The organism is Pedobacter psychrophilus, from assembly GCF_001652725.1.
GTDB classification, from domain to species: Bacteria; Bacteroidota; Bacteroidia; order Sphingobacteriales; family Sphingobacteriaceae; genus Pseudopedobacter; species Pseudopedobacter psychrophilus.
Window position 1 is genome coordinate 315,592 of sequence record NZ_LWHJ01000027.1, and the last position, 23,546, is coordinate 339,137.

General features: G+C 34.1%; 12 protein-coding genes. All 12 read left to right on the forward strand.

The features are described from left to right. The first annotated feature begins 38 nt into the window (after positions 1-38). The 12 genes from A5893_RS09895 (at position 39) to A5893_RS09950 (ending at position 23,434) form a co-directional block, all read left to right on the forward strand. Entirely contained in the window at positions 39-1,484 is a 1,446-nt protein-coding gene (locus tag A5893_RS09895; RefSeq protein ID WP_068822399.1) for a right-handed parallel beta-helix repeat-containing protein, read from the forward strand. Positions 1,485-2,016: 532 nt separating this feature from the next. Further along, positions 2,017-5,169, forward strand: coding sequence for a SusC/RagA family TonB-linked outer membrane protein (locus A5893_RS09900; protein WP_068822400.1), 3,153 nt, complete (start codon positions 2,017-2,019; stop codon positions 5,167-5,169). A 4-nt stretch (positions 5,170-5,173) separates the two neighbouring features. Next, a complete protein-coding gene (locus A5893_RS09905) occupies positions 5,174-7,129 on the forward strand; it encodes a RagB/SusD family nutrient uptake outer membrane protein (protein WP_068822559.1) in 1,956 nt (651 codons plus the stop codon). Between the two features lie 78 nt (positions 7,130-7,207). Beyond that, positions 7,208-10,153: a SusC/RagA family TonB-linked outer membrane protein gene (locus A5893_RS09910; RefSeq protein ID WP_068822401.1), complete on the forward strand. Its 2,946-nt coding sequence runs from the start codon at positions 7,208-7,210 to the stop codon at positions 10,151-10,153. 50 nt (positions 10,154-10,203) lie between these two features. Beyond that, positions 10,204-12,012 carry a RagB/SusD family nutrient uptake outer membrane protein gene (locus A5893_RS09915; RefSeq protein WP_068822402.1) on the forward strand — a complete coding sequence of 603 codons (1,809 nt, stop codon included), beginning with the start codon at positions 10,204-10,206 and terminating at the stop codon, positions 12,010-12,012. A 34-nt stretch (positions 12,013-12,046) separates the two neighbouring features. After that, positions 12,047-12,886, forward strand: coding sequence for a PKD domain-containing protein (locus A5893_RS09920; RefSeq protein WP_068822403.1), 840 nt, complete (start codon positions 12,047-12,049; stop codon positions 12,884-12,886). Positions 12,887-12,987: 101 nt separating this feature from the next. Further along, the gene (locus A5893_RS09925; protein ID WP_068822404.1) at positions 12,988-15,021 is read left to right on the forward strand and encodes a glycoside hydrolase 5 family protein; all 2,034 of its coding nucleotides are present in this window, start codon (positions 12,988-12,990) and stop codon (positions 15,019-15,021) included. Then, positions 15,018-17,231, forward strand: coding sequence for a GH92 family glycosyl hydrolase (locus A5893_RS09930; RefSeq protein ID WP_068822405.1), 2,214 nt, complete (start codon positions 15,018-15,020; stop codon positions 17,229-17,231). Before A5893_RS09925 ends, A5893_RS09930 begins: the two co-directional genes overlap by 4 nt. Before the next feature lie 105 nt (positions 17,232-17,336). Next, positions 17,337-19,601 carry a beta-glucosidase BglX gene (gene bglX / locus A5893_RS09935; protein WP_068822406.1) on the forward strand — a complete coding sequence of 755 codons (2,265 nt, stop codon included), beginning with the start codon at positions 17,337-17,339 and terminating at the stop codon, positions 19,599-19,601. A 149-nt stretch (positions 19,602-19,750) separates the two neighbouring features. After that, positions 19,751-21,160 (forward strand): glycoside hydrolase family 88 protein, encoded by a 1,410-nt coding sequence (locus A5893_RS09940; protein ID WP_198342300.1) that lies wholly within the window; start codon positions 19,751-19,753, stop codon positions 21,158-21,160. 95 nt (positions 21,161-21,255) lie between these two features. Continuing rightward, positions 21,256-22,530: a polysaccharide pyruvyl transferase family protein gene (locus A5893_RS09945; protein WP_068822408.1), complete on the forward strand. Its 1,275-nt coding sequence runs from the start codon at positions 21,256-21,258 to the stop codon at positions 22,528-22,530. Between the two features lie 34 nt (positions 22,531-22,564). Next, the gene (locus A5893_RS09950) at positions 22,565-23,434 is read left to right on the forward strand and encodes an NmrA family NAD(P)-binding protein (RefSeq protein ID WP_068822409.1); all 870 of its coding nucleotides are present in this window, start codon (positions 22,565-22,567) and stop codon (positions 23,432-23,434) included. The last annotated feature ends 112 nt before the right edge of the window (positions 23,435-23,546 follow it).

A 23,546-nucleotide genomic window follows, 5' to 3' on the forward strand; every position in this document is an offset into this window, starting at 1 on the left:
CAAAGCATAATAGCTATTTAACCAATTATAAAAAACGTATGAATAAGATATTTAACTATTTATTAGTATTATTGTTCTGCCTTACATTTATAGGATGTAAAAAGAAAAGTATTTCAGATGATTCTACTAAGCCTGTAACACCTCCTGTAGTTACCTCAAAAACTTATTATGTTTCACCAACTTCAGGATCAGATATTAATATTGGTTTAGTTCAGGCAGCACCATTCAGAACGCTACAAAAAGCAGTCTCTGTTACCAACCCAGGAGACATAGTTTTATTAATGGATGGAGTGTTTAACTCTAATTCTGGTCCCGTAATAACCATAAATAGATCTGGCAGTGATGGTAAATATATCACCTATAAACCAATGCCCGGTGCCAATCCTAAAATTACAGCTTCTGGAAACGTTTGGGATGCAGTAGTAATTAACGCTAACTATATAATTTTTGAAGGTTTAGAATTAGAAGGTAACAATGCTAATTTGACTTATGTCGGTGCCAGAAAAGCTTATGATGATAATATTGCAGGTTTAATACCACCAGATGCTAATTACAATACCAACGGTATAACCATTGGGAGAGACGGTTTTGAACCTCATCATGTAACTATTCGTAATTGTAAAATTCACGATTTTCCTGCTGGAGGATTAGGAACTAGCCGTAGTGATTATATAACCTATGAAGGGAATACCATTTATAACAATTCTTGGTTTACCATGTACGCCACAAGTGGTATTAGCACCATTAATAGCAAAGATATTGATGCGAATACAGGTTATAAAATGATTGTGAGAAATAATTTGGTATATAACAATAAGACTTTAATCCCATGGAAAGCAGGTAGCGGAAATTATAGGCTTTCTGATGGTAACGGAATTATTATTGATGCCAATCAAGGAACACAAGGAACAGGTGTTTACAATGGAAGAACCTTGGTTGAGAATAATATTAGCCATAATAACGGTGGGAGCGGGATTCATTCATTTCAGTCGGCACATGTTGATATTAGAAATAATACTGCCTTTAATAATGGTGCAATTGTAGGTTATGGAGAAATTTTTGGTCAAAGTGGAAGTGATATTAAAATATATAATAACATCATGTATGCAAGAGCAACCCAAAACGTTGATAAAAAAACCGTAGGTGAATGTAACATGAATGATCGATCTGCTCAATATGTTAATAATGTTTATTTTAATGGAGCTTTTTATAACATCACCACTACAGCAGGTGCGGTTTCAAAAGGTAATATACAAGGTAATCCACTATTCTTGCAACTGCCTGTAATACCAGCTTCTGCGGTTCATACCAATATATCTTTGTTCATTTTTAATATCCCTACCGGATTCAACTTATCATTAGCTACTAATAGCCCTGCAATTAATGCCGGAACATCTGAATTTCAGTTACCTACAGTAGATTTTTTAGGAACAGCAAGAGTAAAAAATGGAGTTGTTGATTGCGGAGCTTATGAAGTTAATTAAATAGTTTTCTAACAATATTTCACTCTTGTATTTTAAATCAATATTGTGTCCCATAAAAAAAATTAAATGAAGAGTATTCTGAGATTCAATTATTTATTAGATCTATACCTAGAACATCATATTTCTAAGGTATGAATTTTATGAATTGATTAATACAGGAGATTTTGATTCAATTATTGATACGAGTTTTAATGTAGATTGTAAAAAACCAATGTTGATTAATCGTTCATTGATTTTAAAAAACGACTTAGCCAATTGATATTAAATTTTAGTTGTTTATAAATTATTTTTTGATTTCAAGTAACTCAAAATTAAATCACAAAGCAATAAAAATTAAAACATACAATACCTCTTTTAATAACAGAGCTAACTAATAAACCAAATAAATTAAACCAAATAATAAACCTAATGATATGATTATACATTTCCGTACCCCAACATGATTTTTTTAATTGGTTTTACAATCATAAAGCCATCAGTTAAGCAACTTCAGTTGTATTCTAACAGAATGATAAATATTAAATAATAATATATGAATTTTAGTAAAAAATTGTCTTTTTTGGCTGTTTTAAAAGTAATAAAAATTGCAACTTTTATGCTTTTTTTATTGCTAGGAGCAAATGCATTGTACGCTCAAAACATCACCATCACAGGTTATGTTTATGATGATACAAATTTCCCATTACCTGGCACATCAATAGTTGAAAAGGGTTCTAATAATCAAACTCAAACAAATGCACAAGGTTTCTTTACTATTTCTGTAAAAAGTCCTGACGCTACTTTGGTAATCAGCAGTATAGGCTTTACCAGTAAAGAAGTAAAAATTGGAAGTCAACGCACCATAAAGGTTGTTTTAGAAACGGGTATAAACAGTTTACAAGATGTAATAGTTGTAGGTTATGGTACTCAAACGAAAGTTACCAGTACTGGCGCACAATCATCCATCGATAGTAAAGCGCTATTACAGTCTCCAGTAGCCAATATTAGTAATTCATTGGTTGGCCGTGTTGCAGGTCTTTCTGCTGTACAAGCCAGTGGAGAACCAGGTGCCGATCAATCAACCATTAGGATTAGGGGTATTGGAACATTTAATGGTAGTCAAGAGCCATTAATATTAGTAGACGGTATCCAAGTTAATAATTATAACAACATTGATCCTAATGAAATTGAGAGTATCACCGTTTTAAAAGATGCTTCCTCGACGGCAGTTTATGGGATAAGAGGTGCAAATGGAGTGCTTATCATTACCACTAAAATGGGTAAAGTTGGTGCACCAACTTTTAGTTATAGCGGTAACTATGCCATTAACTCTTTTACAGATATCAGAGAAAACATGAATAGTTTTGATTATGCAAACTCACTTAATCAAGCTTTTTTTAACGATGCATATATAAGTGGTACCCAAAATAACTTTGTTCCAAGGTTTAGTGATGCCGATTTAGCTAAATATAAATCTGGTGAAGATCCTGTTTTTTTCCCAAATGTTAATTGGTACGATGTGGTTTTTAAAAAATCATCTGGTCAGCAACAACATAATTTAAATATTAGGGGAGGAACAGATAAAGTGAGGTATTTTATATCAGCAGGTTTGTTTACACAAGAAGGCTTATTTAACGATTCTAAGTTAACTGGGACGGATTTAAGCCCTCAAATTAAATATAACCGATATAATTTTAGATCAAATTTAGATTTTGATATTACCAAAAAATTTAAGGCAACATTTAGGTTATCTTCTCAAACAGAAAATAGGGAAGGTACTAATGTTGGTGATACCAGAACATTGATAGACAATATTTTAAGGGCAACTCCTTTAAGTTCTCCTGGCATAGTAGATGGTAAAATAGTTTTGTTACCAAACGGCGGTGATAATCCTTTGGTTTCTATATATAGTAATGGATATAGAACCAGATTTAACAATACCTTAAATGGTTCTCTTAGGTTAGACCATAGTTTGGATTTTATTACTAAAGGATTATCTACCCATGGCGAAATTGCATACCAAAACTTTAATTCTCAACAAACCACTTATTCAAGTGCGGTACCTACTTATAGAGCAATAAGGGATATTAATGGAGAAACTTCATTAGTACTTTTAGGGGATGAACAGGTACTAGGTGGATTTAATATAACACCCGGCAAAAATAACAGAATTACATCTGAATTTGCTTTAGACTATAAGCGTAAATTTGGCAACCACAATGTTACTGGATTGGCTTTATATAACCAAATAAGAGCAACTGACCCCGGTTTTTTTGATTTAGTAGCAAATACCTATCAGAGTGTGGTTGGTAGAGCAACTTATGATTATAAGAGCAAATATTTGGTTGAATTTAATTTAGCTTATAACGGATCAGAAAATTTTGCGCCTGGTAAAAGATTCGGTTTGTTTCCTTCATACTCGGCAGGTTGGGTGCCTACAGAAGAAGCTTTTTTTCCAAAGAATAAAATCATTTCTTTTCTAAAAATTAGAGGATCTTATGGCGAGGTTGGTAATGATCAAATAGGAAATAATTTCTTATTCTCAAATAATCGCTTTTTATATCGTCCAACCGCTTTTACCCGTCAAAACGGATACTTTACTGGTTTTAATAACAGCGGTTATGGGTTAATTGGTGGAAGAGCAGGTACAAGAGAAGGACGGGGAAGTAATCCTGATTTAACGTGGGAAAGAAAAATTGCAAGTAATATTGGATTTGATGCCTATTTGATTAATGAAAAAGTTAACCTAACGGTAGATTTTTTCCAAGAAGAACGTGATAACATACTTGCCACCTTTCAAACTATCGGAGGTACAGCAGGTTTTCAGGCAGCACCAGAAAACTTCGGGAAAATGAGAAACAAAGGATTTGAAGTAGCCGGAAAGTTTAATGATAAATTTAAAGAATTAAATTATTCTTTTGGTGGTAACTTCTCATTTGCTAAAAACACCATTTTAGAGCAAGATGAAATTAACAGGTTATTTGCTTATCAAAACAGAACTGGTAATAGCTTTGGTCAAGGTTTTGGTTTAATAGCGGATGGTTTTTATAACAGTTGGGCCGAAGTAAACAATGCCTCAAGACCATTTTATCTTAATCAAAACAATAGGATACAGCCTGGAGATGTGAAATTTAGAGACGTGAATGGTGATGGTATCATTGATTTTAACGATGAAGTGCCTATTGGTTATTCAGACGTACCACAAATAACCTATGGATTTAATTTTGGAGCTAATTATAAAGGTTTTGATTTGTCTTTATTGTTTCAAGGAGCAGCCCAAGTTTCTTTACAATACTCAAGAAGAACCACTCAGGCTTTCTTTGATGCTCAACCAACAGGTGCGGTTAATACTTTATTAGAAAGTTGGACACCAGAACGTTATGCTCAAGGTTTGCCTATTAAATTTCCACGTTTTGCAGTAGGTAACAATACTACAGAAAGTAATAATTACAGAAGCTCAACCTTGTTTTATACCGATGCCAGTTATCTACGACTTAAAAATTTAGAGATTGGTTACAGTTTAAAACCTGCTTTATTTAATAAACTAAAAATAAAAGGGGCAAGATTTTATGTAACCGGCAATAACCTTCTTACATGGACAAAAGTGGTAAAAGGTATTGATCCAGAAAACCCATCAACCACTGCAAATTTTGAACCTTATCCTTTGGTAAAAACTGTAAATTTTGGTACTAACATTAATTTTTAAGGATATGAATATTAAAAAATTAACACATAAAATAGCATTCGCAATTGTTCTGATTGCGTTTACATCTTGTAAAAAAGACATTACCCAATTTTTAGAAACGCCCCCAGGTGTAAGTTTAGATGAAGATAAAGTTTTTAGCTCTCAACAAGAAATAGAGCTTTATATATCAACAGGCTATGCATTAAGTATTCCTACTTTTATGGGATATAGAGATGGGGTTCCTACTGGGTCTAACTTTTTTACCGCCAGTGCTACATCTCCTTCAGGTGTGTTGCCAAGGCAAGCCCAAACCATTTTTTCTGGTGCAACAGATGAAGCAGAATCTACAGCAGATTTTGTACCTACCCAGCAATTTAATACCGGTTCTGTTTTGCCACAAAATATCATAAACTTTGAAGATCACTGGTATTTTGCCCGTTTTAGAGGTTTAAGGGTAGCTAATATTTTGCTAGAAAGAATAGATGCTGCACCTGTACCAGATACGTATAAAATACAAGTTAAAGCAGAAGCTAAGTTTTTAAGAGCTATGAATAATTTTGAAATGTTTAAACGTTATGGCGGCTTTCAAATTGTTGATAAGAGAATAACAGCACAAGAATCTAATGCAATACCTAGAAGTAGTGTAGCAGATTGTGTAAATTTTATAGTGAAAGATTTAGATGAAGCATTTGCAGAATTACCAGTCGGTTTTCCTGTTGCAGCTCAAAAGGGAAGGGTTAGTAAAGCTGCAATTGCTGCTTTAAAGTCAAGGACCTTATTGTATGCTGCAAGCCCATTATTTAACACCGCAACTCCGTATATAAGTTTTGCGAATAATAATCTGATTTGTTATGGAAATCCTGATATTAATCGTTGGAAATTAGCAGTAGATGCCACATTAATTGCACTAAACACTGCATTTTCTGAAGGTTACGAACTATTAGACGTTCCTGCAAAAAGAAGCCCAGTACCAGTTAATGGTAGAACCGTGTCAATTAATGGGACTTCTACAGTGGTTGGCGGACAAGTTTTGGGTAATTATCGTGAAGCATGGGAACAGCCTGACAATAATGAAATAATTTTGGCTTTTAAAGGTTATGCAGCTAGTGGTAGATTTAGTTTTCCTTGGCAACATGTACTTCCTAACTTGCAAGCTCAATTTGACGGTTTTACATCTGGTACAGCGGTAAATCATCGTTTCATTAAACGTTACCAAACAAAAAGAGGGGTTGACCAGACCTGGCTTCCCATTGGGCAAGTTGGTAATGATTTAACTCAAAAGTACAGCGATTTAGATTCTAGATTTGCCCAATCAATAGGATATAACGGATCTAGATATAGCCAAAATCAAACCAGATTAGAGCTTTATCAAGGTGGAATACATTTAGCAAATTGTAGAACAGGTACTTGGATGAAGAAATTAGTTCCAGATCAATTATACGCAGGTAACGTAATACCAGTAATTAGTGTATTTAGGTATAATGAGCTTTTACTTAATCTTGCCGAAGCACTAAATGAATTTTCTGGGCCAGGAACCAGCCTTGCCCCAAGCTTAACTGCTGTTACTGCTACCCCCGCTACATTAGCGAATTATATAAATAATTTTCAATATCCCACTATACCAATATCTCCTTATGATATTATAAACAAAATTAGGTTGCGTTCTGGTATGCCGCCATTGAAGGCAAATTTAGATAGAGATACTTTTAGAGAGGCACTTCAAAATGAAAGAGCTATAGAATTAGCTTTTGAAAATTATAGATTTTGGGATGTACGCCGGTGGTTAATTGCCGATAAAGATATCCTTAATGGTGGTATTACCAGACTTATTATAAGACCAATAAACATAGCGCTAGATCAATTTAGCTATGAAGAACAAATTGTAGAACCAAGAACATTTCAGAGACGACTTTATTTACATCCTTATGATTTTAATGAAATACAGAGAAATCCTAATATCATTCAAAATCCGGGTTGGTAGTTTAATTAGCATTTAAAATAAAAAATACAAAAGGTAAGATATAGTACCTAAAAATTCATCACATTTTATAAAGTAATTATGAAATTAAGATATTACCATAGATTTATGCTAATAGCTATCATGGCTTTTGGATATACAAGTTCATCTTATGCTCAGGTTTCTGAAAATCTTCCAGACTATAAAACAGATAGTTTGTACAAAGATTCTTTAAACCGCATAAAAGAAAAACCATTAAGATACATTGGGTTTAATAGGCAAGATTCTGTTTTGATAACCAGTTCTATTTCTACATTAAAAGGCGACGTGTTAACTAAAAATTTTAACACCAATTTAAGCAATAAATTATACGGAAGGTTAGCCGGTTTAACAGTTGCACAAGGTGGAAACGAGCCAGGTTTAGACGGTGCTGGTTTATTTTCCAGAGGTTTAAGCTCTTATCAAAGTAATGTAAACCGTGAGCCTTTAATTATTATTGATGGCTTTATTGGCAGCTATGAATTGTTGGTAGCAGAAGAGATAGAGGAGATTTCTTTACTTAAAGATGCTTCGGCCCTAGCTATTTATGGTTTTAGAGGAGCTAATGGCGTATTGTTAGTAACTACTAAAAGAGGAAAAAAAGGCCCTTTAGCGGTTAGTTTTAGTTCTCAATTAGGTTTTAATCAAGCAACAATGCTACCTAAAACCTTAAATTCATTTCAATATGCAACTTTGTTTAATGAAGCATCTGTAAATGATGGACGAGCACCCTTTTATGATGCTACTACCTTAGAAGCTTACCGTACAGGTAGCAACCCTATATTGTTTCCTAATGTTAATTGGTATGATGAAGCATTAAGAAATACAGCTCCTATTTCTAATTATAATTTAAACTTTAAGGGTGGCGATAATAATGTTAAATACTTTGTAGCCCTAAATGCCATAAACCAACAAGGCTTATTAAAGAATTTTGGAGATAATGATTTAGAGAGTAGAAATTCTACCTATAGCCGTTACAACTTAAGGTCAAACGTTGAGGTTAATATTACCAAGAGATTCACTGCTACCCTTTTATTAGGTGGTAACGTAGAAAATAAAGCAAACCCATTTCAAATAACTACTGGCGGCACTTTTGCTGCATTGGCTTCTACTCCACCAAACGCTTTTCCCGTACGCATACCAAATGGTTCTTTAACATTTGATGGAAATCCTATCCCTAATGGTTCATATGGTGGTACAATTGGTTTAACCAATCCTATTGCAAACTTAGCAGGTACTGGTTTTTTTGAATATGGCGCTACAACCTTTCAATCTGTTTTTAATTTAAAACATGAACTTGATTTTATCACTAAAGGTTTAAGCGTTTCAGGAGCTGTTTCTTTTAATAATTATTTTCAAGGTGGGTCTGCAAAAACCAAACAGGTACAACGTTATAGCGTTTTAAATAACAATGGTAATGCTCTTTATGTTCCTGTATTGGTAGAACCTAATTTAATATTGAGCGGACAGGAACTTTTTCCGGGTGAAAATAGAACATTTGGTTTACAATCATCTCTTAATTACAATAGAACATTTGGCAAGCATGCCGTAACAGCTACAGCTTTCTTTAATTCTGATGTTAATAATATCATTAGGGTACAGCCTACAACCTCGGCGGCAAACAACGCATTTCCTTATAAAACTAATGGAGGTGGTAGTCGTGTAACTTATGTGAATAGCAATAAATATATTGCAGAATTATCCTTAGGTTTTATGGAGTCAGAAAATTTCGCAAAATCTAATAGATTGGGATTTTTTCCAGCCGCTTCTTTAGGCTGGATAGCCTCAAACGAAAGTTTTCTTAAAAATAACCAAACTGTTAGTTTTCTTAAATTTAGAGGTTCTTTTGGTTTAACCGGGAATGATAATATTGGTGGTCGTTTCTTGTTTGAATCGAGGTATCCAAATGGAGACTCTTACTATTTTGGTCCCAATGCAACTACTTTATCTGCATCAATTAATCAGGGTAGATTAGCCAATCCCAACATTACCTGGGAAAAAGAAAAAGTAGCAAATATCGGTGTAGATGCAATCTTTTTTAATCAACTTAAATTATCAGTTGATGCATTTAACAGAGATAGATATGATTTGTTGCCAGAAATTAATGCTTCAGGAGGCTTAGTTTCTAACGGATCAATTCCTTCATTTTTAGGCTTTAATCAAATCCCTTTAATTAACCAAGGTAAAGTAAATAATAAAGGTTTTGAAGCCACTCTAGGTTATACTACAAAAGCGTCCTCTAAATTAACTTTTTATGCTGATGCTAATATTTTTTATGCAAAAAGTAACATAGATTTTAATGCCGAAGCTCCAAGTTTAAACCCAGGCTTATTAAAAACTGGTTTGCCTATTGGGGTTCCATTTGGATTAAGATCTTTAGGTCTTTTTCAAAGTCAGGCAGATGTTGATGCAAGTCCTAAACCAATTGGTGCAAATGTTAAAATAGGTGATATTAAATATGCAGATTTAGGTGGTCCAAATGGTACTCCTGATGGAATAATTGATGGAAACGATAACGTAGTTATAGGAAACCCAGGTTTACCAAATTTAAGTTTAGGTCTTAATTCTGGCTTTAAATATAAAGGATTTGATATTGATTTTGTAGTCCAAGCTGTAACAAACAGATCTGTTTTTCTAACCGGTTCATACTTTAATCAATTTCAAAATGCCAATGGTACTGCATCAGGAATTGCATTAGAAAGGTGGACACCAGAAACAGCAGCAACTGCAGAGTTTCCTAGATTATCTTTAGATGGTAACCAAAATAATTACCGCTTTTCTTCTTTCTATGTAAGAGATGGCAGTTTTATTAAATTGAGAAGTTTAGAATTAGGCTATAGCCTAAACAAATCTTTAATAAGTAAGATTAAAATTACCAATGCTAGGGTATTTGTAAATGGCACCAATTTATTGTCAATTGATAAAATCCCATATGGAGACCCAGAATCTTTTGGAACAGGATATCCACCTTTACAATCTTATTCTTTGGGTTTAAGAGTAGGTTTTTAATATCAAATAGCTAAAACAAATCAATTTTAAGTTATTTAAAACGAAAGAAAATGAAAAGTAAAATATATTATACCTTAATAACCGGCACACTTTTATTGTTCTCTTGCCAAAAGCTTGACCGCGAAGTGGTAACTGATTTAAGCAAAGAGCAAATAGAAGTTTCTTATGAGCGTGTTTCACAATTGTTAAATTCTGTTTATGTAGAAGTGCAATCTGGTTTTACCAATATAGATGGTGCAATGATGGCCTCTGCAACAGATGAAGCAGAGCATACACAAGTTACTAGCGATGTTCAAAATTTTAATAATGGTAGTTGGAATGCAATTAGCAACCCTAATAATGTGTGGGGAGCTTATTACAGAGGAATAGCTAGAGCAAATTTATTTTTAGAATCCACAGATAAAATAAATTTAGATGTTTTTAGATTAGATCCATCTCCTTCTCAGCAAGACATTTTTAGACGCAGAGCTTATGAAATTGAAAGGTGGAAATACGAAGCCAGATTTTTAAGAGCATATTTCTATTTTGAATTGGTTAAACGCTACGGCGGTGTTCCTCTTTTAACAAAAACGGTAGGTACCGAGGTTGTGGCCACTACCACAAGAAATACCTTAGCAGAATGTATAAAATTTATTGTTGATGAGTGTGATGCTGTTATTAATGTAGCTATACCAGGCATAGATGTAGCTAGAACACCTGTTCAATTACCAATACGTTACATTTTTACTGCTACAGAAACTGATTTAGGTAGAGTAAGCAGAGGAGCAGCTATGGCATTAAAAAGTAGGGTTTTACTTTATGCTGCTAGTGATCTTTTTAATAACCCATCTTGGGCAGGAGGTTATGCCAAGCCAGAACTAATTTCTTATACAGATGTTTCAAGCGTAGCTAGAACACAAAGGTGGCAAGCTGCTTCAGATGCCGCATTAGCGCTTATCAATGCTTATGGGATGCCAACATTATCTAATACTTTTCCTAATCAGTTTAATGCCAATAGCTTTCAGCAATCAGAAATAATTTATAACAGAAGAAATAATCCTACTAACAATTTTGAAATTGCAAATTTCCCAATTGGTTTACAAGGTAATAGTGGTACAAATCCTTCTCAAAACTTAGTTGATGCTTTTGAAATTAGGGTAGGTGCTGCTGGAGCATCACAAACAGCTGTAGCTTTTGATTGGAATAATCCAACCCATGTTGCAAACATTTATGCTGCTGGTCAAGGAGCTAATGCAAGAGACCCTCGTTTAGATTTCAGCATTGCAGTAAATAATAAACAATTAGTTACTGCCGCAAATTTTAATAGAAATTTACAAATATATACTGGCGGTGCAGATGGGCAGCCAATCCCAAATGCTACCAGAACAGGCTACTACATTAAAAAATATATTAATAATGCCCCTAATGTTACAGGTATACACAGTTGGAATATTTTTAGGCTTTCAGAGATATTCTTAAATTATGCTGAGGCACAAAACGAATTAGGTCAGTTTACCACAGCCAGAGATTATATTAATCGAGTTAGAACTAGGGTTGGGATTACAATGCCTCCTGTACCTATAACTTCAGATCCCGCTGAAATAAAAAGAAGAATCATTCAGGAAAGAAGAGTAGAGTTTGCTTTTGAAGATCATAGGGCATGGGATGTAAGAAGATGGATGATTGCGCCAGAAACTTTAGGTGTTCCTTTAAGAGGGGTAAGTATTTCTAGCAGTAACGGTTTACCTTCAGGCACTATGACTTATACTCGGATAGATGTTGAACCAAGAGTTTTTGTGGCCAACAAAATGTATTTATACCCTATTCCTCAGGCTGATATAAATTTAGCTAATGGTATAGTTCAAAACCCTAATTGGTAATTATTTGATTCATTTTAATTTTAAGAATAAAAAGATGTTACAGAAAATAAATTCAAAAAGATTGATAAATATGTTAGGTATAGCATCTTTATTTTTCATTATTTCATCATGCGATTATAAAGAGGTAGGCGATGCCCCTTATGCATCTCAAAAAATTTATATACCTGCAGCTGCAGTAGCAGATGGAGGTGCAAATTTGAATTTGCCTTATTCAATCAATACTGTTGCAGTACCAGAAAGAGATTTTAGATATGTAATTAACAATACCACAAACAGGTTTAATGTGCCTTTAGGGGTTTATAGAAGTGGGGCCAATTTAGGTGGGGCTGTAAACGTAACCATTACCACCCCAGCAGATACTATTGGCAGGTTAATAACTGCAGGTACCTTAACTAATACTGTGTTAATACCTTCCGATAAATTTACTATAGAACCTAGCGTAACTGTAAAAGACGGTTCTGATTTTGAACCATTTACCTTATCAATTGATTTACCATATTTATTAGCAAATACCACCCGGAACTATGCAATTGCAGTTAAGGTGGGAAGTGCAACGGTAGCATCTAATGTGAAATATAGTACTGTTATTATAGTTATCAATCCTGCGTTTTTAATTCCAACTGCTTCTTTTACTTCAACGGTTAATGTAGTTAATAATGCTGGCACAATTACCAGAACGGCAGTTTTTAATAATACTTCTACCAATGGCGTTAGTTTTTCATGGAATTTTGGCGACGGCAGCCCTGCGGTAACAACAAGATCTCCATCTCGTGTGTATGCAGCTGCAGGTACTTATAGAGTTAGACTTACTACTACCGGTGCGGTGGGTACATCAAACCAAGTTTTTGCTGAAGCAGATGTAGTAGTACCTTAAAAAAATACCCGTCATTTTTTATTTATCTCAATAGGCTGTCTTTATAGATGTTCTATTGAGATTTAATATTTTTTTATTTAAGTGCTTTGATTATTTCCTTAATGAAAAACAACCATTCCTCTTCTTCCATTGATATTTTTATTTCAAGAACTACTTTTTTAATTATTCTTTGCCTATCAATTTTACAAACCAAAGCTCAAAATAACGTTTTAACAACCCCTGGTTCATTTTCTATTGGGGTTAATTATTGGGCTTCCCATGCCGGAACCAAAACTTGGAGTAATTGGAAACCAGAAGTGGTAGAAGCAGATTTCAAACAGCTTTCTGATAATGGAATTAAAGTATTAAGAGTTTTTCCACTTTGGCCAGATTTTCAGCCCATTAAACAGATTTATGGTGGAATGGGAAATAAGAATTATATAGCGAGGGGTGAATCCGATGATCCAATTCCGCTAATTGGTGAAGGTAGCGATGGCATGAGCGAATTGCAGTTGCAACACTTTAAAACCATGGCAAACCTTGCCCAAAAATACAATTTGAAATTGGTAGTGGGTTTAATTACCGGATGGATGAGCGGTCAATTGTATGTGCCTAAAGCGCTAGAAGGAAAAAATGTAATTACAGACCCTGAAGCCATCATGTGGCAACAAAAATTTATAAAATCGTTTGTTGGCAGATTTAAAAATGAACCAGCAATTTTAGCCTGGGATTTTGGCAATGAATGTAATGTGATGGGAGATGTGGAAAATCATTACCAATCATACCTTTGGTCTTCTGTTATTTCTGGAGCAATAAGAAGTGCCGATATTACCCGGCCAATTGTTTCTGGAATGCATAGTTTAGGGGCTTCAAAAAACGATAAATGGAGAATTGTTGATCAAGCCGCTTTAACAGATGTATTAACAACACATCCATACTCTTTATGGACACCTTATGCAAGTCAGGACAGGATTAATACCATGAGAACCATTTTACACGGTGCTGCCGAAACTCGGATGTATGGTGATATTGGCGGAAAAGCAGCGTTAACAGAAGAAACTGGCGTAATGGGCCCAATGACAGGTGGCGAAGAAGAAAAAGCAGCCTTTGCTCGTACCATTTTATTTTCTAACTGGGCAAATGATTGTAGAGGTACATTTTGGTGGTGTGCATACGATCAAACAAAACTAAAATTCCCACCTTATAATTATGCATCTGTAGAGCAAGAGCTAGGTTTAATAAAAGAAGACAGAACACCAAAACCTGTTTTACAGGAATTTAAAAAATTCAGTTCTTTTTTAGATCGTCTTCCATTCAAAAATCTTCCAATAAAGAAATCTGATGCGATTTGCATATTAACAGAAAATCAGGACAATTGGGCTGTAGCATATTCTATTTATATATTAGCTAAACAAGCCGGATTTGATTTTGAGTTTCAAACCACAGGACAGAAGCTAAAAGATGCGCCGCTATATATATTACCATCAATTAAAGGTATTGATGCTGTTTTTAGCGATTATTGGAAACAACTATTAAATAAAGTAAAGGATGGAGCAACTCTTTATGTGTCTTTGGATGATGCTTATTTACCTTCCTTTTCTGAGCCTTTTGGATTAGAAATTTCTACAAATATTAAAAGAACCGGAGCATTAAACTTTAATGGTACAACACTTAAAGGTGATTCTCTTTCTTTCAAAACTTCGGCCGAAAGGAAATATCAATTTAAAAATATAAAAGCCAGTATTTTGGCAAAAGAAACTGATGGAAATCCAGCTTTTGTTTCATATAATTACGGAAAAGGAAAAGTTTTTCTACTTACTTTTCCATTAGAAAATCAGCTCAGCAATAATGCAGATGCCTTTGATAAAAATGCTCCTCCATATTATCAAATCTATAAAACCATAGCTCAACCATTAATTGCTGCAAGAATTGCTACTCAAGATAATCCATCTATAGTAATTACAGAACATCCTTTAAGCGAGAATGAAAAGGTTTTGGTCATCATTAATTATAATCCAGAAGATGCTAAAACAATGTTAAATCTTAAGCAAGGATGGAAAATCAGCAACAATCTTTACGGTACAATTCCCACAGAAAAAAGCGTGATAATTAAAGGGAACGATGCATTGGTTTTATTAATAAAAAAAATAATATGAAAAATAACATTATAACGATAACATTTATCCTGGGTGCTTTTTTATCATATTCATTATCATTAAAAGCACAAAAAAAATCACAACTTGTTAATTATGTGGATAATTTTATTGGGGTAAGAGACCAAAATACAAGTACCATTTTAGGTCCGCAATTGCCAAATGCAGTCATAAATCCCAGCCCGCAAACCAATCCCGAAAACGTAAATTACGATATGGATGGTTACGTAATGGGAAATGACATCAGAGGATTTGGGCAGTTACATGTAAGTGGTACTGGTTGGGGAAAATATGGACAGTTATTAATTTCTCCCCAAATAGGTCTTAAAACCAATGAAACCGGTCATGATTCTCCCAAAAAGGATGAATTTGCAAAAGCGTATGAGTATGGCGTTACCTTATCCCGCTATGGAATTAAATCTTCATTTACACCTACACAACATTCAGCAATTTATAAGTTTACATTCCCTAAATCTGATAGTGCTCACATTATTTTAGATGTAAGCCATAACATATTAGATATTGCAACTATCATGCAGCAAGGTAAAACTGGCTTTGTTGATGGTGAGGTAAAATTTACTGATGAAACTCATACCGCTATTACCGGTTATGGAAATTACATTGGAGGTTTTTCTAATGGAATTTATAAAGTTTACTTCAGCGCTAAGCTTAATAAAGCACCAGTAAAATTTGGAACCTGGTTAAATGAGACCATTAATAGAAATAAGCAATTCCAAAAAACCGAGAAAAAGCAAGATAGGATAGGAGTGTTTTTTGGATATAACACAGCGGACAAAGAAGATATTTTAATGAAGATTGCTGTTTCTTTTAAAAGTGAAGAACAAGCAACGGCCTGGTTAAACAATGAAATTCCCGATTGGAATTATGAACAAATTATATCGAAAGCTAAAGTAGCATGGAATAAAGAATTAGGAAAAATTAAGGTTAGCGGAGGTACAGAAGAAGAGAAGACTTTGTTTTATACCGCTGCTTATCACTCGGCAATTATGCCAAGAGATAAAACAAATGATGCCGAAGGATTTCACGCTGGCGTACCTGTATGGGATGACCATTTAGCCGTGTGGGACACTTGGAGAACTTTATATCCTCTTAAAGTTTTGACAAATAGTCAAATGGTTAGTGGCACCATCAACTCTTTTATAGCAAGATATAAAAAAAGCAGATCCGTAAAAGATGCTTATGTTGCTTTAAGAGAGATGACAGTGGAGCAAGGCGGCAATAATACCAGCAATATTATTGTTGATGCTTATGTAAAAGGCGTAAAAGGTGTTGATTGGAATGCTGCTTATGAGGTAGTTAAATTTTTAGCTGATGAAGAAAGATTAGGTATTAGCTACAATAAACAACCGGATAGCAGTAAAATGTACAAAGAGCTGGGATGGATTCCTGCTGGAAAAATGAGCAATTCCGTAACATTAGAATATGCTTACAATGATTATTGCGCAGCCTTAATGGCTAAAGGGTTAAATAAGGATGAAGATTATCAAAGATATTTAGAACGTAGTGGCAAATGGATAGCACTTTGGAATCCGAATGCGGAAAGTGATGGATATAAAGGATTTATAGAACCAAAAAAATTAAATGGGGAATTTATAAATATAGATATAAAGAAAAATTGGGGTTCTTGGAAAGATTATTTTTATGAGGGAAGCTCTTGGACTTACTCATACTTTGTTCCTCATGATTTTGGTAAACTGATTTCACTAACTGGAGGAAAAGAACAGTTTGTAGAGAAATTGAAATACGCCCTTTCAAAAAAGCTGATTGACTTTGGTAACGAGCCAGCGTTTTTAACTGTACAAAGCTTTCATGAAGCAGGTCGGTCTGACTTAGCAAGCCTATACACCAGAAAAATAATGGAAGAACGGTTTTCACTTACAGGCGGAAAAGAAAACGATGATAGTGGCGCAATGAGTAGCTTATATATGTTCTCAGCCATGGGGTTTTTCCCAAATGCAGGGCAAGATTTCTATTACTTAAATGGTCCATCTTTTAATAAAGTAATTATCAAGTTAAGCAATGGTAAAAATTTAATTATTAACGCTCCAAACGCATCAGCTAAAAATATTTATATAAAAAGTGTTAAAGTTAATGGCAAGCCATATCACGACTTTAGGATAAGTCATGCAATATTAACAAGCGGTATTAAAATAGATTTTGAGATGAGTGATACTCCTTATTATTCGTGGTAACGAATCATTCAAAATAATACAAATTTCTAATATAAATTTTTACTAAAGAAATAGAAAACAAGCTTTAATGCTTATCAATCTATCCACAATTAAAAAAACATCATAATGAATTACAAAAATCTAATCGTCTTTTTTATATACTTGATCCCTTTAGTATCGGTTGCTCAAAAAACTACGCAATCATCGGTTTATAAAAATCCAAAAGTAAATTCCGAATTAAGGGCTAAAGACCTGCTTTCTAAAATGACTTTGAAAGAAAAAATTGGGCAGTTAAATTTGGTTACCTACGTAAATGAAAACAATACCACCAATAAAATGGATGATAAAGTGAAGCGTGGGGAAGTGGGAAGTATTTTGAAAAGTAACGGCGCTAAAAATAATTTGATAATACAAAAAATTGCTGTCGAGCAGACCAGGTTAGGCATTCCAATAATTTTTCAAGAAGACGTTATTCATGGTTATAGAACTATTTTTCCTGTTCCATTGGGAGAATCTGCAAGCTGGAATTTAGATAGAATTTCTGAAACGGCTTCTATAGCTGCAAAGGAAGCTTCGGCCGGCGGAATTAGATTAACCTACGCTCCAATGGTAGATATTTCTCACGATCCAAGATGGGGAAGAATTAGCGAAGCAGCAGGTGAAGACCCATATTACGGAAGTTTAGTTGCAGCCGCAAGAGTTAGAGGTTTTCAGGGAACAGATTTAACAAGCAACACTTCTTTAATGGCTTGTGTAAAACATTATGCTGGTTATGGTTCTGCTTTGGCTGGGCGTGATTATAATATTGATGGTTTTTCTGAACGTACATTAAGAGAGACTTATTTGCCCCCTTTTAAAGCGGCAATTGATGCAGGAGTAGGAAGTTTAATGTCGGCTTATACAGCTTATGATGGTATACCAGCATCGGCAAATAGCTTTTTATTAAAAGATATTTTAAGAAACGAACTGGGCTTTAAAAACATGGTGATTACCGATTGGGAAACTACCAGAAACTTAATGAAAATTGGAGTAGCTGCAAACGCAGAAGAAGCCGTTAAAATGTCTATAAATTCAGGTGTTGATGTAGATATGACCAGTGAGCTATTTCTTAAAAACCTAGAAAAATTAGTAGCAAAAGGAGAAGTAAAAGTTGCAACAATTGATGCTGCCGTTTTAAAAGTGCTAAAAGCAAAGTTTGATCTGGGTTTATTTGATAATCCATATCAATACTTAGATGAAAAAAGAGAGAAAGAAGTACTATTAAGCAAAGAAAATCTTGAAATTGCCAGAAAAGCTGCTCGTGAAAGTATGGTATTGTTGAAAAACAAAAGCAACCTACTGCCAATTAAAAATACGGTTAAAAATATAGCGGTAATTGGTCCTTTAGCAACTCGTCAAAAAGATTTAATGGCTTGGTGGGGCGGTCAATATTCTCAGGGTAAATCAGAAGAGGTAATTACTTTGTTAAACGGAATAAAACAAAGGGCAGGTAAAGATGTGAATATAACTTACTCTGAGGGGATTAAGTTAGATGGTTTTGAGCCTAAAGGATTAGAATTAATCCCAGAAGCTGTGGCTCAAGCACAAAAAGCTGATTTAATAATTTTAGCTGTAGGCGAAGAATATTGGATGAGCGGCGAAAGTGGTAGCATTTCTAATATCACATTACCGGGTGCACAATTACAATTATTAGACGCTTTGGCACAAACAGGAAAACCAATTGTAAGTGTGGTGTTTAATGGAAGACCTTTTGATTTAAATGAACTGAGCCAAAAATCTGATGCCGTATTAGAGGCCTGGTTTCCGGGTACAATGGGTGGCTTGGCTGTCGCCGATGTTCTTTTTGGCGATTATAATCCATCAGGAAAACTAACCGTTACTTTTCCTCATAATACTGGGCAAATTCCAATTTTTTATAACTACAAACGTACCTCACATGATTTAGATACGGTAGATATGAAACATCGCTTTGCGAATAATTATCTGGATATCACCACAAAACCGCTTTATGAATTTGGCTTTGGTTTAAGCTATACCACTTTTGGTTATGCTAATCTCAAAATAAATTCATCTAATAATCAACAAGATGGAAACATTACCGTAAGCTTTGATTTAAAAAACGCAGGCAATATAGATGGTACAGAAGTTGCCCAGTTATACATCAGAGACAAGGTAAGTTCGGTAGTTAGAAATGTGAAGGATTTAGAAGGTTTTGCAAGAGTTATTTTAAAAGCTGGCGAAACAAAAAATGTAAGCATTACGCTAACACCAAAATCATTCAGCTTTTTAAATAAAGATTTTAAGCAAGTGGTAGAGCCAGGTGAATTTAATTTGATGATTGGAAGTTCTTCTGAAGATATCAGGTTAAAGGGGAATTATTTTATAAAATAGGTTTAAAATTTATAAGAGTTTAATTTTTATAAATGATTTCTAAAAACTTAATCATCAATGATTTAAAATGCGTAATTGTATTAATATTTTTGATATTAACTTCTTGCATCTCTAATAACCGGCTTCAGAGTTTAGGACATCATAAAGAAATGCCTTTCGTTATTTTGCAGGCTAATGTGTTAAGTAACGAGGCTGAGCTATTAGATTCTGGTAAAACAACCCCTTTTAATTGGGCTTATCATTTAATAGATAAGAAAGGGATTAGTTTTAATTGGTCGCCTAATGCTGCAAATATTAACACTAAATTTGCTCGTTTTCGAATCAGTACGGCAACAGATGTAAGAGAACCATGTGTTTTAGAGGTTCTGCTCAATAAAAACAATTTTAAGCTTGGAGAAATGGATTTAAGTTATGCCACTTACTTACAGGTTTATGAGCTACAAATTCCTCAAAAATATATTAACGATGTTTTAAATGGAGGGATAACACTCAAAAAAATAAAAGGAGAAAAACCCATTGGCGTATTTGCCGCTAATGATGAGAAAATTTCAAAAGTGTTTAAACCTCATTTGCTCTTATATGATAATATAAAAACAAATTTTGACGAGCTAAAAAGAACCCTTTTAAACAGAGAGGTTTATCAGCCATTTGGCTGGATGGAAGGCGTAGTAATGGATGGTTTACAGGTTTTTACAGGTCATAATCCCGAGGCTAATAGTAGTTTATACCGTAGATTTAAACAGTATTTTACCAAAGATGGTTTTAATTATACCGGTCTTTACAACACTCCAATTGCTAATACAGTAATGAATGTAGAGACAGTTTTACCATTTGCGCTGTATGCCCAATATCATCCTCAGCATCCATCTTTAAATGAAGTTATTGCATTTTGTAAAAATCATACCGATAAAAATGGGGTAACTAGTGATGATCCGCAAAGCAATTTTCCTATCATTAAAACCGAGGAATGTTATACGGTTTCTTATCCGCTAGCAGTAATTGGCAACCAGAGAAAAGACAATCAGTTGATTAATTTGGCAGTTAAAAATCTCTTGGCCAGATCTTCTGCATTGGCAGACTCGACAGGAATTTACCAGCGAACAGATGGCAATGGGGGAAGGATTTATAAAAATTGGAGCAGGGGAGTGGCTTGGTACCTTTTGGGTTATATCCGTTCTTATGAGCAATTAAAAAATCATCAAGATGCAGACCTATTAAAAAAAGAAATCATCAGGGCTGCAAAATATGTTATTCAGTTTCAGCAAAAAAACGGAATGTGGTATTGTTTTTTGCATGAGCCGGAAACAGGTTTAGAAACATCAGGTACGGCTGGTATTGCAGCAGCATTAAAATATGGTTATCAAATTGGTGTTTTAGATGCAACAGCAAAAAGTGCTTCTGATAAAGCAACCAAAGCCTTAAAAGATTATTTAACTCCAGATGGTTTACTGACTGGAACCGCCCAAGTTAATAAAGGTGGTGAAATTTTACAGCGAAGTGGATTAAGGGTAATTTCGCCCTATACTTTAGGATTTATGGGTTATTTATTAGCAAATTAATATTGATGAAAGTTTAGTATTTGATATTCATAAATCGCAACTTCAATTTTTTTGCTATCAAATACTCATATTATTTAAAAATAATATTTTTAGTTATGAATCCAAATCGTAGAGATTTTATTAAGTCCGTTTCTATAGCTGCAATAGTAACGCTAATCACTAAAGATCTAAGCTCCTACGCAAAAACTTCTCCTCAAATCTTATTGCGTTCGGGCTGGCAGATTGAAAACATTGGCGATATATCTCATACGCCTGGTTTGCTTCATTTATTAGAAATATATATTCCAAATGCTATAGTCACTTTTTGGCCACATTACCATTATCTGCCTAAAGAAGAGGTTGATATGTTGAAATGTCGTTTTCCTAAATTAAAAATTGTTGAGGGCATACTAATTGCTGATGGTGTGGCCTCAACTTCAGACTTAGACTTAGCAATCAATCAATCAGACTTTTTTCTGCATTGTTCTGGTCCCGCAACAATTGGCTGGGCAGAAGCACTCGCTTTTAAAAAGCGGACAGGTAAATCTTACGGCGTCTATGGAGTAACTTATGGCTTATATGGTGTTCCAGAGAAAGAAATGTTAAGTGATGCGGCATTTGTTTACTTCCGCGATTCTGTTTCGCTTGCAAAAGCAAATGAAGACGGTGTAAAAGCTAGAATCACAGGTTTTGCACCCGATGCAGCTTTTGCTTTCGATATTGAAAATAAGGAAAAAGCTAACCAGTTTTTAAAAGAAAATCAATTAGAAACCAAGCAATTTTTATGTTGTATTCCAAAACATAGAGCCACACCTGTTTGGTTGCATGAGCAAAAGAATAAGCCTTTTGATGCACAAAAAAACGCAAGAAATGAAGCCATGATGGAGCATGATCATTTACCAATGAGACAAGCCATTATAGAAGTGGTACGTAAAACACAACTAAAAGTGTTAATAGTTGCAGAAGATATTACCCAAGTAGAATTGGGAAAGAAAGAAATTTATGATAAGCTGCCAGCAGATATTCAAAAACGTGTAGTATGGCGATCTCAATTTTGGATGCCCGATGAAGCTTTAAGTGTATATAAACAATCTGCAGGTATGTTTAGTAATGAAATGCATAGCCCAATTTTATGTATAGGACATGGTATTCCAGCTTTAGTTTGCAGATGGGCAGAACAAAGTAGTAAAGGTGCAATGTGGCGGGATATAGGTTTAGGCGATTGGCTTTTTAATTTTGATGTAGAAGAAGAAGTTAAATTATTAGTTCCGCAGGTTTTGGACATGGCATTAAATCCGATTGCTTTCTTTGAAAAAGCTATAAAAGCCCAACAGCGTGTAAAAGAATTTCAGAAAATCACAATGAGCTTGGTGAAAGATGTTTTAAATTAAATTCTGCCTCCATAAAAGTATCTTTATAATAAAAATGTTAAAAGTTTTAATCACAGGAGCAACAGGAAATGTTGGCATAGAAGTATTAGCTGCTTTAAATAAATTTAATCATCAATTAGAAATATTTGCTGGTGTAAGAAACACGGAAGATAGAAATGAGGAATTAACAAATCTCAACGTTAAGCTTATAAAATTTGATTTTACCAAAAGTGAGACTATTTTACCTGCTTTTCATGATATCGACATCCTTTTTCTGTTACGACCTCCGCAATTATCGGATGTTAAAAAATATTTTGAACCTTTAATTGGATTCGCAAAGCAATCTTTTATAAAACATATTGTTTTTTTATCTGTACAAGGAGTAGAGAAAAGCGAAATTATACCACACTATAAAATTGAAAATTTAATTATAGAAAGTAATATTGCTTTCACCTTTTTGCGGCCTGCATACTTTATGCAAAACTTTACAACAACTTTAAAGTATGACATTGTAAAACACAATAGAATTTATCTGCCGGCTGGGAATACCAAATTCACTTTAATAGATATAAAAGATATTGGTTGTGTTGCAGCAAAAGTAATAATTGATTATCCATATCATGTTAATAAAAAATACGATTTAACAAACCATGAAACTTTGACCTTTACAGAAATGGCAGAAAAAATGAGTGCTGGAATTGGAAGGAAAATCAATTTTATTTCACCCAATCTTTTGCAGTTCTATTTGACTAAAAGAAAAGAAAATATGCCATTAATGTTTATTTTGGTAATGATGATGTTGCATTATTTACCTCGTTTTCAAAAAACACCAAAAACTACCGATTGCATTAAAATTATAACAGGAAAAGATCCAATATCGTTTGACGATTTTGTGCTTGTTAATAAAATAGGTTTGCAAAAATAAAGGGAATGCCGGAAAAAATGTATCCCAAGTTAAAGCTTAGCAACCCCATTTAGGGCAAAAGAATTTTAAGGTCAAAAAAATAGGTTTGCTAAATTGGTTTAAACATCAAATT

What these genes read in the sequence shown, in the direction of transcription:
- A5893_RS09895 (WP_068822399.1), top strand. Translation starts at nt 39, where the DNA reads ATGAATAAGATATTTAACTATTTATTAGTATTATTGTTCTGCCTTACA.
- A5893_RS09900 (WP_068822400.1), top strand. Translation starts at nt 2,017, where the DNA reads ATGAATTTTAGTAAAAAATTGTCTTTTTTGGCTGTTTTAAAAGTAATA.
- A5893_RS09905 (WP_068822559.1), top strand. Translation starts at nt 5,174, where the DNA reads ATGAATATTAAAAAATTAACACATAAAATAGCATTCGCAATTGTTCTG.
- A5893_RS09910 (WP_068822401.1), top strand. Translation starts at nt 7,208, where the DNA reads ATGAAATTAAGATATTACCATAGATTTATGCTAATAGCTATCATGGCT.
- A5893_RS09915 (WP_068822402.1), top strand. Translation starts at nt 10,204, where the DNA reads ATGAAAAGTAAAATATATTATACCTTAATAACCGGCACACTTTTATTG.
- A5893_RS09920 (WP_068822403.1), top strand. Translation starts at nt 12,047, where the DNA reads ATGTTACAGAAAATAAATTCAAAAAGATTGATAAATATGTTAGGTATA.
- A5893_RS09925 (WP_068822404.1), top strand. Translation starts at nt 12,988, where the DNA reads ATGAAAAACAACCATTCCTCTTCTTCCATTGATATTTTTATTTCAAGA.
- A5893_RS09930 (WP_068822405.1), top strand. Translation starts at nt 15,018, where the DNA reads ATGAAAAATAACATTATAACGATAACATTTATCCTGGGTGCTTTTTTA.
- bglX (WP_068822406.1), top strand. Translation starts at nt 17,337, where the DNA reads ATGAATTACAAAAATCTAATCGTCTTTTTTATATACTTGATCCCTTTA.
- A5893_RS09940 (WP_198342300.1), top strand. Translation starts at nt 19,751, where the DNA reads ATGCCTTTCGTTATTTTGCAGGCTAATGTGTTAAGTAACGAGGCTGAG.
- A5893_RS09945 (WP_068822408.1), top strand. Translation starts at nt 21,256, where the DNA reads ATGAATCCAAATCGTAGAGATTTTATTAAGTCCGTTTCTATAGCTGCA.
- A5893_RS09950 (WP_068822409.1), top strand. Translation starts at nt 22,565, where the DNA reads ATGTTAAAAGTTTTAATCACAGGAGCAACAGGAAATGTTGGCATAGAA.